This is a genomic window from Candidatus Limnocylindrales bacterium, assembly GCA_035571835.1.
Lineage (GTDB): Bacteria > Desulfobacterota > Binatia > UBA1149 > CAITLU01 > DATNBU01.
Window position 1 is genome coordinate 113,327 of the sequence record DATNBU010000028.1, and the last position, 15,596, is coordinate 128,922.

General features: G+C 64.1%; 12 protein-coding genes. 10 read left to right on the plus strand and 2 right to left on the minus strand.

Annotated features, from left to right (window positions below):
- Positions 1-51: 51 nt before the first annotated feature.
- The 4 genes from VN634_11995 to VN634_12010 are packed head-to-tail and all read left to right on the plus strand — an operon-like array spanning position 52 to position 3,120.
- The gene (locus tag VN634_11995) at positions 52-912 is read left to right on the plus strand and encodes an MBL fold metallo-hydrolase (protein HXC51601.1); all 861 of its coding nucleotides are present in this window, start codon (positions 52-54) and stop codon (positions 910-912) included.
- Between the two features lie 19 nt (positions 913-931).
- Entirely contained in the window at positions 932-1,876 is a 945-nt protein-coding gene (locus tag VN634_12000) for a GTP-binding protein (protein HXC51602.1), read from the plus strand.
- Positions 1,873-2,304 carry a PPOX class F420-dependent oxidoreductase gene (locus VN634_12005; GenBank protein HXC51603.1) on the plus strand — a complete coding sequence of 144 codons (432 nt, stop codon included), beginning with the start codon at positions 1,873-1,875 and terminating at the stop codon, positions 2,302-2,304. The genes VN634_12000 and VN634_12005 overlap by 4 nt, the downstream gene beginning before the upstream one ends.
- Positions 2,305-2,310: 6 nt before the next feature.
- Positions 2,311-3,120, plus strand: a complete 810-nt coding sequence (locus VN634_12010; protein HXC51604.1) for a class I SAM-dependent methyltransferase — start codon at positions 2,311-2,313, stop codon at positions 3,118-3,120.
- 110 nt (positions 3,121-3,230) lie between these two features.
- On the opposite strand, the gene VN634_12015 is transcribed toward VN634_12010, so the two are convergent.
- Entirely contained in the window at positions 3,231-3,956 is a 726-nt protein-coding gene (locus VN634_12015) for a hypothetical protein (GenBank protein ID HXC51605.1), read from the minus strand.
- Between the two features lie 234 nt (positions 3,957-4,190).
- Between VN634_12015 and VN634_12020 the strand changes: the two genes are divergently transcribed.
- From VN634_12020 to VN634_12035, 4 genes are all read left to right on the plus strand, one after another.
- Positions 4,191-4,985 carry a prolipoprotein diacylglyceryl transferase family protein gene (locus VN634_12020; protein HXC51606.1) on the plus strand — a complete coding sequence of 265 codons (795 nt, stop codon included), beginning with the start codon at positions 4,191-4,193 and terminating at the stop codon, positions 4,983-4,985.
- 63 nt (positions 4,986-5,048) lie between these two features.
- Positions 5,049-5,879, plus strand: coding sequence for a DUF1566 domain-containing protein (locus tag VN634_12025; protein ID HXC51607.1), 831 nt, complete (start codon positions 5,049-5,051; stop codon positions 5,877-5,879).
- A gap of 430 nt (positions 5,880-6,309) precedes the next feature.
- Entirely contained in the window at positions 6,310-7,608 is a 1,299-nt protein-coding gene (locus VN634_12030) for a hypothetical protein (GenBank protein ID HXC51608.1), read from the plus strand.
- A gap of 593 nt (positions 7,609-8,201) precedes the next feature.
- Positions 8,202-11,510, plus strand: coding sequence for a hypothetical protein (locus tag VN634_12035; GenBank protein ID HXC51609.1), 3,309 nt, complete (start codon positions 8,202-8,204; stop codon positions 11,508-11,510).
- 95 nt (positions 11,511-11,605) lie between these two features.
- Here VN634_12035 and VN634_12040 read toward each other — a convergent pair whose 3' ends face one another.
- Positions 11,606-13,045, minus strand: coding sequence for a DUF1329 domain-containing protein (locus tag VN634_12040; protein ID HXC51610.1), 1,440 nt, complete (start codon positions 13,043-13,045; stop codon positions 11,606-11,608).
- Between the two features lie 1,277 nt (positions 13,046-14,322).
- On the opposite strand from VN634_12040, the gene VN634_12045 reads away from it, so the two are divergent.
- Together VN634_12045 and VN634_12050 are read left to right on the plus strand one after the other, a co-directional pair.
- A complete protein-coding gene (locus VN634_12045) occupies positions 14,323-14,871 on the plus strand; it encodes a PadR family transcriptional regulator (GenBank protein HXC51611.1) in 549 nt (182 codons plus the stop codon).
- A gap of 61 nt (positions 14,872-14,932) precedes the next feature.
- On the plus strand, positions 14,933-15,577 hold the full coding sequence (locus tag VN634_12050) for an ABC transporter ATP-binding protein (protein ID HXC51612.1): 645 nt from the start codon (positions 14,933-14,935) through the stop codon (positions 15,575-15,577).
- The last annotated feature ends 19 nt before the right edge of the window (positions 15,578-15,596 follow it).

Here is a 15,596-nt window from a genome sequence, read left to right on the forward strand (position 1 = left end):
CGCGAGCAACCGGCTTGCTGCCTTCGGACTTCGCCAATACAAGCAGTAGCGATGATCCTGCATTCACATTCGTGGCGACTGGCTGCGACGGTCGTCGCCGCGCTCGTGGTCTCTGCCTCCGGTGCCCGCGCGAACGACGTCGCGGTGATGGCGACCGACGGCTACTTCGACGTTTCGCGCATCGATCCGGTCAACTTCGCGATCCACGAACCGCATTACTGGCAGCAGAACATCGCCTACGTGCTCAAGGGCGAGCAGCGCGCGATCCTGTTCGATACCGGCTCGGGCACGCGCGACATCGCGTTCGTGGCCGACAAGGTCACCAAGAAGCCGATGACGGCGGTCGCGTCGCACATGCACTACGACCACATCGGCAGCCACGCGAGCTTCCACCAGGTCGCGATGATCGATCTTCCCGAGACGCGGGCCGCGACCAGCAACAACTGGTATTCGCCGCCGCTCACCAAAAGCCTCGGCCCGCTCGCGCACGGCTTTGCGGTCACCGAATGGTGGAAGCCCGGCGACGTGATCGACATCGGCGGGCGCAAGATCGAGGTCGTGCACATTCCCGGCCATTCGTCGGATTCGATTGCGCTCGTCGAGCGCAAGAGCGGCTACGCGTTCGTCGGCGACCATCTTTACGGCGGCACGCTGCTGGCGAACCTGCCGGGATCCGATCTGGCGCTCTATCTGCAGTCGACGAAGAAGCTGCTGAACGACTATCCGGAGATCCGCATGGTTTTCGGTGCGCACGAGCCCGGCACGATGAAGCGCGAGTCGCTGGTCGCGCTCGAGACGGCGCTCACTGCGATTCTCGAGCAGCGCGCCCAGGGCCAGCGCATCTGGTGGCTCGGCTGGATGGTTTCGCGCTATCCGTTCGACGGGTTCACGATTCTCGCCGCCGCGCCGTAGCGCGGACGATTCGTCTCTCATGACACGCCAGGCCCAGGTTCTCGTCGTCTCCGGCTTTCTCGGCAGCGGCAAGACCACGCTCGTGCGGCACCTGCTCGAAGAAGGACAACGCGACGGCATCCGTACGGCTGTCGTCTCCAACGAATTCGGCGAGCTCGGCATCGACGAAGCACTGCTCGCTTCGGCCGACGGCGACTTCGTCGAGCTGTCGGGCGGCTGCGTGTGCTGCCGCCTGTCGGACGATCTTCTGAAGACGCTCCAGCAGCTGTGGGAGCGCACGCATCCGGAGCGCGTCGTCGTCGAATGCTCGGGCATCGCGCTTCCGTACGACACGCTGATCAATTTCTGGCGCGACCCGGTGCGCGAGTGGGCCACCGACGAAAGCTCGGTCGTGGTCGTCAGCGCCGAGCAGGTCGCCGCCGGCCGCGACCTCGACCATACGTTCGAAGACCAGGTGTGCTCGGCCGACCTGCTCGTGCTGAGCAAGGTCGACCTCGTCGGCGAAGAGGGCGCCGAGCGCGCCGAACAGTTGCTGCGGCGGATGCAGCCGGACGTGGCGATCGTTCGTGCGACCTACGGCAACGTCGACTCGCGCGTGTTCTTTCCGCCGGAGCCGGGCGTACGTGCCGTGCGCGCTGCCGATGCCGTGCACGACCATGCGTCGCACGCGCACGACGACTACGTCTGCGAAGAGCTCACGTTCGCGCCGGGTCTCGCCGATTCGGAGATCCAGGCTGCGCTCGAAAAGCGCGCATCGCTTCGTGCCAAAGGGTTTGTCCGCACGCGGTCCGGGCTGCGGCTCGTGCAGGGCGTTGCCGGCCGCATCGAGCTGACGACCCCTGCGTCGCCGCCGCCCGAAGCCATCGTCGGTCGCGTTGTCGTCATCGATCGGGCAAGAACCACGGCGCCGGTGCGCGGGCCCGGCATCAGTACGGACAGCCTGAAGAGAGGAAGCCAGTCATGAAGAACGCATCCGGGATCAGCCCGACCAGAGCCGAGGGGCTTCGAATCTTCGGCGTCGTCCCGTACTCGCGCCTGACGACGTTCAAGCGCGACGGATCGCGCGTATCGGTTCCGATCTGGCAGGCCGTCGGCGGCGACAGGATCTACATGTTCACCGAAGCCGCGTCGTGGAAGGTCAAGCGCCTGCGCAACAATCCGAGGATCGAGCTGACGACCTGCGACTGGCGCGGAAACCCGGACGGCGGTCCGACGTGGACCGGCAGCGGCCACGTCGTCGGCGACAAGGCGACCGTCGCGCGCGCGTACGAAGCAATCGACCGCAAATACGGCTGGCAGAAGTGGCTGCTCGACATCGTCTCGAAGATCGGCGGCCGCTACAACGGGCGCGCAGTCCTCGAGATCACGCTCGATGAGGCGGCGGACGCGTAACGCCCTATGCGAAGCACGGGCAATTCAGGCGCGTCGGGCGGCTCCGGCAAATCAGAGAAATCCGACAAATCGGACAATTCGCAATGGAAAGACCACTTCAGCCACGCGAGCCGTGATTACCGGCTGTGGCGCCCCGGCTATCCGCGCGAGCTGTTCGCGTGGCTCGCGTCGCAGACTCCGGCAACGGGCCTTGCGTGGGACTGTGCGACCGGAAACGGCCAGGCCGCCGGCGTGCTCGCCGAATTCTTCTCGCGGGTCGTCGCAACCGATGCCAGCGCGCAGCAGATCCACGAAGCCGAGCCGTACGACCGCGTCGAATATCGCGTCGCGCCGGCTGAAAAACCGCCGCTCGATGACGCGAGCGCCGATCTGGTGACCGTGGCGCAGGCCCTGCACTGGTTCGACGTCGAGCGTTTCCATGCGGAAGCGCGGCGTGTGCTGAAACCGTCGGGCGTGATCGCCGAGTGGGGCTATCAGCTCGCCGAGATCAGCGCGGAAATCGACGAGCGCGTACGGTGGTTCGCCGGCGTTACCGTCGGACCGTACTGGCCGCCCGAGCGTGCGCTCATCGATGCCGCGTACGCCGACATTCCGTTTCCGTTCGAAACCGTCGCCGCGCCGCCGTTTGCGATGAAGGCGAGCTGGGATCTCGCGCACTTCGTCGCGTATCTCGGCACGTGGTCGTCGGTATCCGCATACCGCCGCAGAGTCGGAAGCGATCCGCTGCCTGCGCTTTACGACGAGCTCGCTCCGATCTGGGGCAGCGGCGAGCGCGACGTTCGCTGGCCGCTTCACCTTCGCGTCGGCCAAAAATGAAAATCGGGGACAGACACCGATTTTGATCGGCGCCTATCCCCGACTTCGCAACCCTCCCGCATGGTGACGAGCACGCGGACCGCACTCCGCGCACCCATCACCTTGCGACTTTACAGCGGCAGGCAGAGACCCGACATGCACGAACCGAGCGAGCACAACGTCCCGTCCGGCTTCGGCGTATGCACCGGCGCGCCTGCACTGCAGGTGTCGGTGGTGCACTCGAGACCATCATCGGGCGGCACGTCGGAGTTATCCGGTGCCGAGAACACGTCGCCCTTGCCGTCGCACTGCTGCTGCTGGCAGTCACCGCTCGTCTGATCGGTGGTCGGGGTTCCGGCAGGCGTGTTCGCGGTGCCGCAGCTTCCTTCGGTGCACGACGGCGCCTGGCACTCGGTAGTCTCGCCCGGACAGTCGCCGGCAGTCTCGCAGCCTGCGGTGGCACTGACAGGCGCGCAGACCAGACCGGTTCGAAGCGCGGTAAGCGTTCGCGAGCCGAACTGGTCCTGTCCGGTCCACGGTGTCTTCGTCATCTTCGGACACTTGGTCTTGTAGCAAAGGTAGTTCGGCGCCGCCTGGCCCGCCGGCGCGCCCGGCGGCGCCGGAGTGACTGCGCTCTTTACCGTATCGATGCAGAGATACTTGGCTGGCACTTTGAGCCTGCAGCCTGGCGCTACGGAAAACGCCGCATCAGCGGGCGTGAGCGTTGCCGTATAACGCTTCGCCGTCTGGCTGTCCTTGATCTTGTAGCATTGCAGATGGTCGGCGACCTGCGCCGACGCCCCCGTCGAAATGAGAATTGTCGTCAGCATCGAAACGAATGCAGTGCGTCGTTTCATCGAGCCTTCCTCCTGCGCGGCCGCTGCGCGCCTCCCGCGTGCCGGCTTGCTTCGCAGCAAGTTATTTCGCTGCAAGCGCGACGTGCGCATTCGACGGAGCGAGGCGCAAGGAGGATCCTCGGGATTTCGTTGTAGATCGTAAGGACGCGTCGCAAGCGGGGTGGAAACGTGATGCGCACGTCACTCGATGGTGTGTTTGTCGCGCCGCGTCTGCACCGTTAGGGTGCGCCGCCGATGATCCCCCCATACGCAGGACCGACAATTTTCCACATCGGTCCGCTGTCGTTCCCGCTGTTCGGACTTCTCGTCGTGACCGGCGTGGTCATCGGCCATTGGATCGTGCTGCGGCTCGCCGCCGAGAAAGGAATCGGTCTCGACGAGATGCGAAACGCCGCGGCGTGGGCGATCGGCGCGGGGTTCGTCGGAGCGCATCTGGTGGACGTGTTCGTCTACCATCCGGAGCGGCTCGCACACGACGGACCGCTCGCGCTCGTGCGCATCTGGCAGGGAATCAGCTCGTACGGCGGGTTTTTCGGTGCGCTCGCCGGCGTCGGCTTCTACTTCTGGCGTCTCGGCAAGAGCTGGTGGACGCACGCCGATATCCTGATCCAGGGACTCGTCGCAGGTTGGGTCTTCGGGCGGCTCGGCTGCACGCTGACGAGCGATCACCTCGGCCGGCTGTCGAGCTTTGCGCTCGCGTTCAACTACCCGGGCGGCGCGCGCCACAACGTCGGCTTCTACGAGCTGCTGTACACCGTGCTCGTCCTGGTGCCCGCGATCTTCGTTCTTCGCCGGCGCGAGAACGAGCGGCGATATCTTCCCGGAACGTACATCGCGACGCTCGCCGCGCTGTATGCACCGGCGCGCTTCGGGCTCGACTTCCTGCGCGCGACCGATATCGCGCATCCGGATCCTCGCTGGCTCGGGCTTACCGGGGCGCAGTACTTCTCCGTACTGGTCTTCGCGCTTTCGTTGTGGATGCTGCAGCGAATCGCGGCGTCTGAGCCGGCCGCACCATCAAAGAGTTGAACGCGGTAGCTTGATGTCGGACCGGCTGACAGGATCGCGCGACGGGCGGTGGAGAGGAGATTCATGAAAAAGCGGACAGTACTGCGTGTTCTTCCGGCGACGATCGTCCTGATGGCGGCGGTTGCCAGCGCCGCGCCGCTCTGCGGCGACGTCAACAAGTCCGCAACTGTAACCTCGAGCGATGCGCTCGCCGTCTTGAAAGCGGCCGTCGGTGCCGACGTTTCGCTCCAATGCTCGAGCTGCGGCGATGGTCTGATCAATCCGGGAGAAGATTGCGAGGCCGGAAGTCTCGAGGACGCGACCTGCATCGCGCTTGGCTTCGCCGGAGGAACGCTCGCGTGCGCGACCGGCTGCGTCTTCGACACGAGCGGCTGTTACGTCTCCCGCTTCGACGCATCCGGAGCAACGATCGTCGATCGCCAGACAGGCCTCGAATGGGAAAAGAAAGAAGGAGCGATCGCCGGCTTCAACCCCTGCCCCGATAATCAGGATCCGCTCTGCGCGAATCCCCATGACGTGAACAACATTTATCAATGGAGCAGTACGAATACTGGGCCCGACGGCGGAGCGTTCACGGATTTTCTGACGCAGCTGAACAGGGGCAGCAGCGCGAGCGGAACCGGTTCGACTGCCGGATGCTATGCAGGACATTGCGACTGGAGATTGCCGACCATCGAAGAGCTCGCCACGATTGTAGATACGACGGACTGCGGACCGGACAAGCCGTGCGTCGATACAGGGTTCCTGCCGATGCGGTCGGATGCTTACTGGTCGAGCACGGAATCGAGTGTGCATGCTTCGACGGCCTGGTACGTGACCTTTGGCAACGGCGACTCAGCCACAGCGGAGAAGACGCTGCGGTATTTCGTGATGGCGGTTCGCGGCGGGGCTTGAGCACCGGTCCGCAACCTCGACTTCCTGCGCAGCACGGCCGGCGCGGCTATGTCCCTTCGACGAACATTCCCCGGGGAATGTGATTCAGGTTACGTCGATGCATCAGCGCTTAGAGTGATGGGTGTCTTGAGCCTGAACTGGGGTGTGCGATGGCGGCGGCGGCTCGGATACGCGTGGCGTCGGGCGCGGATCCCGGCCGGTTATGCCACTTCTGTTATTGAAACGTCGTTGCGATGTCGATTTCGTTTGACGCGATTTTTCGCCGCTTCACGTCGCGCATCGCGAAGCGAAACGGAGCGCGCGGATTTTTTCGCCGACTTCACGCGTTGCCTGCTCAGACCTTGCGGCTTGTCGCGACAGGCGCATGTCTCTGAGCGGTCGCGTCCTTGCGCCGAACGGCACCTGAAAAACCCGTGTTACAAGGATCGCCATGACGACATCCTTCGACAGCATTGCAAAGCTTTCCGAACAGGAATTGCTCGATCACTTCGAGTGCCTCGTCGCGCGCGACCGTTGTACGACGGCCGCGCTTCTCGTCGCGATCGCCGAGATCGACGAGCGAAAGCTCTGGGCGAGGCATGCCTGCTCCTCCATGTTCAGCTTCTGTATGGAGCGCTTCCACATGTCGGAGCAGGTTACTGCCAAGCGACTCTGGGCTGCGCGCACGGCACGTCGCTTTCCGGTCGTCCTGGACCTCGTCGCACGCGGCGAGCTGCATCTCAGCGCGATCCATCTCCTGGCGAGGCATCTGACGACCGAGAACCACTTGCGAGTGCTCGAGCGCGCCAGGCACAAGAGCTCTCGCGAGGTCGAGCGGCTCGCTGCCGAGTTGGCGCCGCGAGCGGATGTGGCGTCGCGTGTTCGTGTAGTGCCCCGGCGTCGCGGTGCGGACGTGGCGGACGATGGGCCGGCGGTGGCAGCCGGTGCGACTTCGATGGATTGCGAACAGGCCGGTGGTGCGAGCGATCGGTGCACTTCGACAGACTGCGAGTCCGTCGGCTGCGTGGGTAATCAGCCAGACTCCGAGGTCGGCGGCGTCGCGATCGCCCCACCGACAGCGCAGCCGGCAACAGCGACCAAGCCAATCGTTCCGCTCAGCCCGCGTCGTTACAAGATCGAGATCACCGTGGACGAAGAAACGCACGACAAGCTTCGGTCGCTGCAGGATCTGCTCGGCCGCTCGGCGACCGGTCGCGATGCTGCCGCGATCATCAGTCGTGCGATCGACGTGCTGCTCGCGCGGACACTCGCGCGCAAGGCAGGTTGCACCGATCGACCGCAGGCAACGACGCCGACGAAAGAAAAATGTACCGATCGACCGAAGTCGACGACGTCGACGAACGCGGAATGCACCGATCGACCCGCCACAACGCCCGCGGCCGATACAGCCGCTTCGCAGCGACCACAGCGATCCCGGACCATCCCGGCAGCCGTGCGGCGTGAAGTATGGCGACGCGACGCGGGACGCTGCTGCTACATAGACGGCCGAGGACGTCGCTGCCGCGAAACGGGCAACATCGAGTTCCACCACAAAGCTCCTTTCGCGATGGGCGGACCTCCTACGCTGGAGAACATCGAGCTGCGCTGCGCGGCACACAACCAGTATCAGGCGGACCTCGACTTCGGCCGCGCCTTCATGGACGCGAGGCGCGGCAATCTCGCCGATGCGCGAACATTCCCCGCGGAATGTCGTGCCGTCGACCGCGGGGGGATGGCGGCCGCGCCGTGAAGACGTCGTCGGTGTTCAGATCTCCGCGACGGGGCACGCGACGAGGCTCGGCGCGCTGCTCGCGTGACCGTGGCATCCGCAGAGAGAGATTTGGTGTTCAGAGGATCTGGCTCGGGCCAGATTCCGGCACTCGGGTTGGTCGAGGATGATCACGGCGATACATTGCGCCAGTGGATTCGAGCACGCCTACTATCGCCGGCAAGACAGTGCTGTCATTGGGGCGGCTCTCAAATAAACGACTCTCCGGAGAAACCGCGGCGATTCAGAAAGACAGGATGTTGGTGCGCCCAAAGCACAGACTTGGACTTGGGCTGTGCACGTGCGTTGCGGCAGGCATCTACGCGTTCACGGCATACGCCCAGCCAGTTGTCGCGGTTCCTCCGGTCTCCGAGCTCGCCGCGGCGCAACCCGCCGCTGGATCGGAAGAAATCGTCGGTGTTCCGGTCACCCTCGGACATGGCATTACGGAGACCGTCGACCGCATCATGCAGCGGGAACGCTCCGCCGCTCACACGTTGCCGGCTGTCCCGCGCGCGACGCACAAGCAATTCAGGCTCGACCGGGAGCCGCACGAGGACCCCAATGCGCCGCCGGTGAGCGAGCGACGGGCCGTGCCGTGGACGCGGGAGAAGCAGGCGGCGTTACTCGGCCCTGCCTCGCTTCCTCAGAGCGTCGCAACGAGCTTCAAGGCGGTCGGCATTGAGGACGCCCCCTACATCCCGCCCGACAGCATGGGTGACGTCGGGCCGACGCAGATCGTCGTTCATATCAACGGAAGGATCAGGAGCTTCACCAAGGCTGGGGTTGCGGACGGTGCCCTGGATGCGAGCGACGCTGTCTTCTGGGCGTCCGTTGCGCCTGGGGGAATCACCGATCCCGAGGTGCGATACGATCGTCTCTCCGGTCGTTGGATCCTCCTCACCATCAGCATCGCCGAGGCGACGAACAACCGGGTCGTCCTCGCGGTCAGCTCCGGCTCGACGATTGTCTCGTCGGCGAGCTTCACCTTTTATTTCTTCAACGTCGGCACTGCGGCGCCGACCGACGCAACGAGCTTCTGCGACTACCCGGGCCTCGGGATCGATAACAACGCCATCTACACCGGCTGCAACATGTTCAGCTCGGCCGGCTCCTTCCGGTGGACGAGCGCCTTTGTGATCCGCAAATCGAGCGTTCTGAGCGGCGGCCCGATCGTGGTCACCGGCTTCTCCACCATCGCCACTACGTCCGTCGCGGGGCCGTATTCGCCGAGAGGTGTCGACAACGATGATCCGAGCTGGACCGAGGGGTACATCATCGGGACCGATCCCGGGTTCCTCAATCGCATCAACATCCGGAGAGTATCGACTCCGGGCGGAACGCCAACGCTCGGCGCGAACGTCACGCTGGCGGTGTTGAACACGACCATGTCGTCTCAGCAGGCCTCGGGCTCCACGACGGCCCTCGACTCGTCGGACGTTCGGCTGTTCGCCGCGTCGATCCACAAGAACAAGCTGACCGGAGCCACATCGCTATGGACGGCCCAATCGCTGGAGGTGACCAACGCCTGCGTCCGGAGCACGTCTGGCGCTACCCGGCGCATCGGCGCGAACTGGTATGAGATCGGAACTTTGACCACGACGCCGACCCTCCTTCAGCAGGGAACGCTCTGCAACACGGCGGGCGGTGCGCCGCTCAACAGCGCGCGCGGATTTCTCTACCCGACCGTCGTCGAGACCGGTCAGGGACACGTGGCTCTGTCTTCCAGTTTCGCCTCATCCACCGAATTCGCGGGCGTCGCCGCCGCCGGCCGTCTGAGGACTGATCCAGCGGCCGGAACCCGCGCGCCGGAGACGATCGTCCAGACTGGATTGGCGGCCTACACGCTCCTCGACTCGGGCCGACGGAACCGCTGGGGCGATTACTCGTTTACGGAAGTCGATCCGACTGACGACCAGACGGTCTGGACGGTCCAGGAATATGCGGACCTCACCAGCGCGTGTCCCTATGCAAGCTGCTGGTCGATTCGCGTGGTCCAGCTCAAGGCGCCGCCGCCGCCCGCGCTCGCGAGCGCAACCGCAGTCTGCACCGGCCGCGCCTCGACGACATCGACGATTACGGGCACCGACAGCTGCGCCGCTCCGACTTGTACGAACGGCCTCTGCACCGATGGCGGAACGTGCCCCGAGTTCTTCGATCCCATTCCGCCGTCGACCAGCGACTCGGTGGGCTTTGCAAACCACATTACCGCAACGGTGCCGGCCGGCGCCGGCACGCTCATCCCGTGGCCGACGACGAACATCGTCGTTCCCGGGAGCCCCGCGACAAGTCGCGTCCTTCAGATGACCCTCGGGCTGAACACGACCGCCGCCACGGCGGGCGCCTATACCATCACCATCACGAACCCGGACGGGCAGGCAGTCACGTCGGGGTCGGCGATCCTCACGGTCAACGCGACGCCTTCGGCGCCCGCGGCGTCGAACAACGGGCCGGTCTGCGCGGGCGCGACGCTGAGCCTTTCGGCGTCGACCGTGGCGGGTGCGACCTATAGCTGGACGGGCCCGAGTGGTTTCACCTCCACTTCGCAGAATCCGTCGATCGCGAACGCGACGACAGCGGCCTCCGGGACGTACAGCGTCACCGTGACGGTGGGCGGATGCGTCTCGACGTCCGCGACGACGACGGCGACGGTAACCGGTAACGGGGGGAGCTGCGGAAGCCAGTCGTCGACAACCTGCGACGCGCCCGATACGTGCGGCGCCGGAGGCGTCTGCCAGACGAACTTCGCGACTTCAGGAACATCCTGCGGAGTCGCGGGCACCGTCTGCAAGAAGCAGGACACCTGCAACGGCTCGGGGAGCTGCATCGACAACGGCTTCCAGCCCACGACGACGACCTGCCGCGCTTCGGCGGTTCCTTGCGACGCGCCGGAGAGCTGCACGGGCTCGTCGAGCAACTGCCCGGCGGATGCTCTCGCCTCGACGACAACAGTGTGCCGGGCCTCCGGCGGAGTGTGTGACGTCGCGGAGCATTGCAACGGGACGATGGCGGCATGCCCGGCCGACGTGTTCGTCTCTGCCGGGACTACATGCCGGGCGAGCGCCGGCACCTGCGATTTCGCCGAGAGCTGTACGGGAACGGCCGCCGCCTGCCCGGCCGATGCTTTCAGCACGCTTCCATGCGACGACGGTCTCTACTGCACCGGCGACGATACTTGCTCGCAAGGTTCGTGCAGCTCGCATGCGGGCTCGCCATGCGGAACGAACGCGGAGTGCAACGAAGCGACCGACAGCTGCGACCCCTGCGCGCGACTGACGCTGCCGGCCACGGAAACGTGTTCGGTCGGGCAGCCCTGTACCGTTTCGATCGGCCTTGCGAGCGGCGGGTTGTCCGTAGGTGACGTTTCCTCCGAGCTCGTGGCCAATCCGGTCACGACTTGCACGACCGATTGCACTGTCGGAGCTGCGGCGGCCAACGGAACCTGCAGCGTCAATTCGGACTGCGCGTTCTCGGTAGCCGACATCACTCCTCCGCCGACGGCGTTCTCAGACGGCGAGATCGCAAGCGTGACCATCAACTGCTCGCAGGCAGGCAGTGGCACCCTCTGCATCGGCAACACCACTATGGCTACGCCGGCGCTCGATCCGGTACTGACATGCACCAGGCCGGAATGCGCTTCTTACCAGTGTGCGGGGCAATGCGAGCCGGGTGACTGCAACACGACGCCGGGCATCGACGCAGGCGACCCGATCGCGATCATTCACTGCGTCGTCGGGGACGCCAACCCGCTGTTCGATTGCACGTGCGGTGCGGACTGCAACTGCCAGAACGGAACCGACGTGGCCGACGTGATCTGCGCCGTGAAGCGACTCATCGGGGCGTTTTCGCCAGATACCTGCGCCGGCGCAGGGCCCAGTCCTTAGAGTCCGCCATCACGGCGGACGCGTACAGATCGGATCTACGGAGTATGGTTCGACCGAAGGCCTCTTGCTGCCGTCACACCTGACCAACGCCGGCCTTAGCGCCCGGCTTTGATCAGGTTCGCCACCGTGAACCAGTCGTCCTGCACGGACGTCGGCGCATCCATGCCGAGGTCGAGATACCAGCCCGGCTCCTTCTGGAACGCGAGGCCAGGAATCGCGACGCGGGTTCCGTGCATGAGCTGCGTGTCGATCACCGAGTACGCGTACGCGAACATGCGCGGCTCGGGGTACGAGAAGTCGACCTTCGGATTCGGCTTCTTGTCAACGCGGAAGCTGATCATCACGGTCTTCCAGAGCTGGCCGGCCGGATCCTGCAGATCCGAGTAGCCGATGATGTTCGACTCCTTGTCCACGTAGATCACGCGGCTCGAGTACGCGTAGCCCGGAAAGCGCGACTTGCCCTGCACGATGTAGACCGACGGGCGAAGCTCCCACGGCTCGCAGAACGTCATGCCGCCGTCCTTCGGGCAAAGCTGCGGAGGAAGCCGTACGCCGTGAAGCGACATCAGAAGAGGCTTTTCTCCGAGGAGCTTCCAGTCGAACCACGGGATCTGGCCCGCGTAGCCGCCGAAGCTGTCGACGTCGATATCCTGGCCGAAAAGCGCGTCACTTCGCTGCGTGCTCGACATGCGGCGAACGCGGCGCACGAACGGAAGGTACAGCCACGTGTCGTCCTGATGGGTCTGGTCCTGGTAGCGGAACGAGACGCCGCCGACGCCCTTCAGATCGAACGGCTCGATCAGAGGATAAAGACCGGCCTTGTGAAACGTCTTGTCGTTGTTCGGCAGAATGAGCGGCTTCGGGTCGTTCTTGATGCGGCCTTCGTAGCGGAAGATGCGCAGCCACTCGGGCACGAAGTGACGCTCGACGTTGTAGCGGCGGTTGCCGTTGGCATCGATGTAGAGCGAGCCCGTGTCGGCGTCGACCAGGTTGAGGTCGAGCGTCTCGGTGAAGTAATGCGTGCGCTCGAAGTTGTACATGATCTTCTGAGCGGCTTTGGGATCGTTGTTGTCGATGTTCGGGAACGGCTTTCCGGCAACCCAGTTGCGGATCATGTTGTCGTCGCCGATCGTGACCTGCGCCGAGTACTTCTCGGTGGCCGCTTTGTAGTCGGCCGGCACGTCGATCTTCTGGTAGGGAATCACGTCGATATCCATGCCGTTCTCGACGCACCAAAGAACGCCTGGGCTAACGAGATCCTTGACGCGCTCCGCATTTGTCTTGTCGATCTTGTCGCCGGGTTTCACCTCGTCGCCTTTGGCGCCTTTGGGAATCACCGGCTCGGCGATCGCGCCGTCGGCGGGCGGAGCCTTGATCGGCACGCGCCGCTTTTCGCCGTCGAGGCTTTCGGCATCGGTGTCGGCTGCGAAGGCGTGCAGCGGAACAACACCGGGAAGAACGACGAGCGTGTAAAGGATGGCAGCGAGCCACGAAGCCGCACTGCGCGACGAAAGGATACCGATCGGTCTGTGCATGCTGCGATGGTGCCCTACGAACATGTTGTAGGCAACGGGGACTGTCTTCGGGGAACGCCCCCGGCCGCGAGTTTTTTCACTGCCGGGCCGGCCGAAGGGATTTGCCCACGGCTCTGGCCGTGGCGAGGGGAAATGCCCAAGGCCAGATGACGCCCTTCCGGGTCCGCGGGGCGAGGCCAAATCTTAAAGGCGAGCAAATTCAGCGGGCCATCGCGGGAGCATCGACTCGCGGCTGCGCGGCACAGCCCTTGCTCTACACGACGCGTCGCCGCCGATACCTCCACCCGCCGATCAGGAATCGACTGGGAAGATGCCTCGAGCGGATCTGGAGAACGGCGACGAGAACCCCTCGGGAGGAGGAGGTTCGCCGTGGGCCGGTGTCTGTGTAGGAGCTGAACGTCCCGTCGCGCAACGCGACACTGAGACGCAAGGCTCCACCGCTTGCCGGGGAGTCGAAGGGTCGCGGTGAGGAGAAGGCCTGGAACGACCGGTGCATCGGGGGATGCATGCAGGATTTTCCAGGCTGGCCGCGACCCCGGGCAAGCAATACGCGGACGTTGGCCACCCGCCACGGCGATCCTCGAGGAGGGGCGGCAGGATCTGTCAGCGTCATTACGACGCGGGATCCCTGCCGCACCCTCCCCGCTGAGGAATTCCAGTAAATATTCCCCCAGAATCGTTTCCACCCGAAGACCCGGCAAGGTGCGTGGCAACTCGCAATTTTATCGCCGTTCAGGCGCGCGCCGCCGCGAATTCCGATTGTGAAAAATGTCGCCCTGCATTCGATAACGTGTCGAAAAAACAAGGTCCGCAGAGATATCGTCAGTTCAGGTGATGGCAGTTATTCGCGCACGAAAGCGCGCGGGTCTGTGGCAAACGTGCGCGAGAATTTTCGCGGGATTGCTCATCGCTGTTGACGGAAATGTTTCGTGCGACCAATGTCCGTCGTGCGCATCGGCCGTTCCGGCCTTCGAGACATGGCGAAGCCCTTCGTCCCCCCTTGGGGCTTGGCCGTGAGACTGTCCCGCAGAACCCACCTGTACTCCCTCTCGAAAATCGGTCGGCCGATGCGCCTCTTCGTTTGAAGCGCGACGCAGACCCTTTGAAGTGAGGCGTCCGCCTCGCAGCCAGCGCCCGCAACGTCAACGATCCATTTCCCATAGCGGTCAAAAGCTATCCCGAATCGGAAGGCTTTCGCGCCGAAATGAGATCCACGCGATTGACCCTCACGAGGTGCTTGTGGTGGGATGCGCGCCATTCCCGAGGAAGGGGCATCCATGGCAAGCGGAAACCTTCGATACGCGGTGCTCGGACTCATCGCGAGCAAAAACGACGGCGTTCACGGCTATCAGCTCAAAGGCGAGTGCGAGGCGATTGCCGACGAATTCTGGGCTCTGAATTACGGTCGACTGTATCGCATTCTCGACGAGCTCGAGGCGGCAGGATCGCTGTCCGTTGCCGACGAGATCCAGAAAGGACGCCCCAACAAGAAGGTCTACCGCATCACCGAAAAGGGACAGCAGCATCTCGACGACTGGCTGCTGGCGCCGGTCGAAGCCAACGCCCAGCCATTGCGCGACGAGATGGTGCTCAAACTTCTGTTCCTGGGCGCGGATGACATCGATCGTATATACGAAATCATAAAGCAGCAGCGCAGCGTCTATCTTACGCGTCTTGCAAGGGTCACACGGCGCAGACGACGGCTCGAGAAGGCCGGCGTGAGCATGCGCGCCACCGAGATGATCCTGGACGGCGCCGAGATGCGAGTACGAGCGGACCTTTCATGGCTCGAGAGCATCGAACGGCGACTCATACGCCAGAACTGACCCGCTCCCGTTGATTCAATTCGCGAACATCCACAAACACTTTGGTGAAGCAGAAACCAGAGTGGAGGCGCTCTGCTCGGTCGACCTCGAGGTGCCGCGCGGACAGATGTGCGCGATCATGGGTCCGAGCGGATCCGGAAAAAGCACGCTTTTGCATCTTGCCGCAGGGCTGGTGACGCCGGATACCGGGGACGTTCGGATCGACAACGACGTGATCTCGTCTCTGAGCGCCGACACGCTGTCGGTGCTGCGGCGACGCAAGATCGGAATCATTTTCCAGTTCTTCAACCTCCTTCCTTATCTTACCGCTGCCGAAAACGTTGCCCTCCCGCTTCGACTCGATGAGGTTGCCGAAGACGTCGTACGGGCTGCTGTCAGCGAGAATCTCGACAGAGTCGGAATGTCGAACCGCGCAAATCACAAGGCCAGCACGCTGTCGGGAGGCGAGATGCAGCGCATCGCCATTGCTCGCGCGCTCGCGATTTCCCCGGCAGTTGTGCTTGCCGACGAACCGACGGGAAATCTCGATTCAGTTGCCGGAAGACAGATCATCGAGCTTTTACGCGACCTCAACGACAGCACGGGCGTCACCATGCTGATCGTCACTCATGATCCGGTGTGGGGTTCTTTCTGTGATCGAATCGTCCGGTTGAACGACGGCCGTATCTGTGAGGACATCTTCCTCGGCGCCGAGAGCTCGAGCTGATCTACCAGCGAATGGCCAT

Coding starts and splice junctions, on each gene's coding strand:
- VN634_12040 (HXC51610.1), bottom strand. CDS start 13,045: ATGCACAGACCGATCGGTATCCTTTCGTCGCGCAGTGCGGCTTCGTGG.
- VN634_12005 (HXC51603.1), top strand. CDS start 1,873: ATGAAGAACGCATCCGGGATCAGCCCGACCAGAGCCGAGGGGCTTCGA.
- VN634_12025 (HXC51607.1), top strand. CDS start 5,049: ATGAAAAAGCGGACAGTACTGCGTGTTCTTCCGGCGACGATCGTCCTG.
- VN634_12020 (HXC51606.1), top strand. CDS start 4,191: ATGATCCCCCCATACGCAGGACCGACAATTTTCCACATCGGTCCGCTG.
- VN634_12030 (HXC51608.1), top strand. CDS start 6,310: ATGACGACATCCTTCGACAGCATTGCAAAGCTTTCCGAACAGGAATTG.
- VN634_12045 (HXC51611.1), top strand. CDS start 14,323: ATGGCAAGCGGAAACCTTCGATACGCGGTGCTCGGACTCATCGCGAGC.
- VN634_11995 (HXC51601.1), top strand. CDS start 52: ATGATCCTGCATTCACATTCGTGGCGACTGGCTGCGACGGTCGTCGCC.
- VN634_12000 (HXC51602.1), top strand. CDS start 932: ATGACACGCCAGGCCCAGGTTCTCGTCGTCTCCGGCTTTCTCGGCAGC.
- VN634_12015 (HXC51605.1), bottom strand. CDS start 3,956: ATGAAACGACGCACTGCATTCGTTTCGATGCTGACGACAATTCTCATT.
- VN634_12010 (HXC51604.1), top strand. CDS start 2,311: ATGCGAAGCACGGGCAATTCAGGCGCGTCGGGCGGCTCCGGCAAATCA.